Origin of the sequence: Clostridium chromiireducens (assembly GCF_002029255.1) — a bacterium.
Taxonomy (GTDB): domain Bacteria; phylum Bacillota; class Clostridia; order Clostridiales; family Clostridiaceae; genus Clostridium; species Clostridium chromiireducens.
Genome location: NZ_MZGT01000188.1, coordinates 1 through 521, shown reverse-complemented (window position 1 = coordinate 521; position 521 = coordinate 1). Strand labels below are relative to the sequence as shown.

The window sequence follows — 521 nt, the reverse complement described above, 5'->3', positions numbered from 1 at the left end:
CGCCTACATGAAGCTGGAGTTGCTAGTAATCGCGAATCAGAATGTCGCGGTGAATACGTTCCCGGGCCTTGTACACACCGCCCGTCACACCATGAGAGTTGGCAATACCCAAAGTTCGTGAGCTAACCGCAAGGAGGCAGCGACCTAAGGTAGGGTCAGCGATTGGGGTGAAGTCGTAACAAGGTAGCCGTAGGAGAACCTGCGGCTGGATCACCTCCTTTCTATGGAGAAATCTAGATCAGCATGATGTCTGACTAGTACAGATACATTTATGTATCAAAATTTAAATACTTACTCGATAGGTTACTTAAATGTTATTTATTATTCTGTTCAATTTTGAAAGACTAAGTCTTTCAATGTTCTTTGAAAATTGCACATAGATTTAATGTATATAAAATACAACAAAGCCAAGAATAATATTCTTTGTAATGATTAAATAACTAGTTTTGTAATAACAAAACTTTAGAAGGTCAAGCTACAAAGGGCGCATGGTGAATGCCTTGGCATCAGGAGCCGATGAA

The 521-nt window shown here is 40.3% G+C and carries 1 rRNA gene; it reads left to right on the top strand.

Annotated elements, in window-relative coordinates:
* Nucleotides 1-221 (top strand): 16S ribosomal RNA (locus tag CLCHR_RS24330); the annotation flags it as partial.
* Nucleotides 222-521 lie beyond the last annotated feature (300 nt).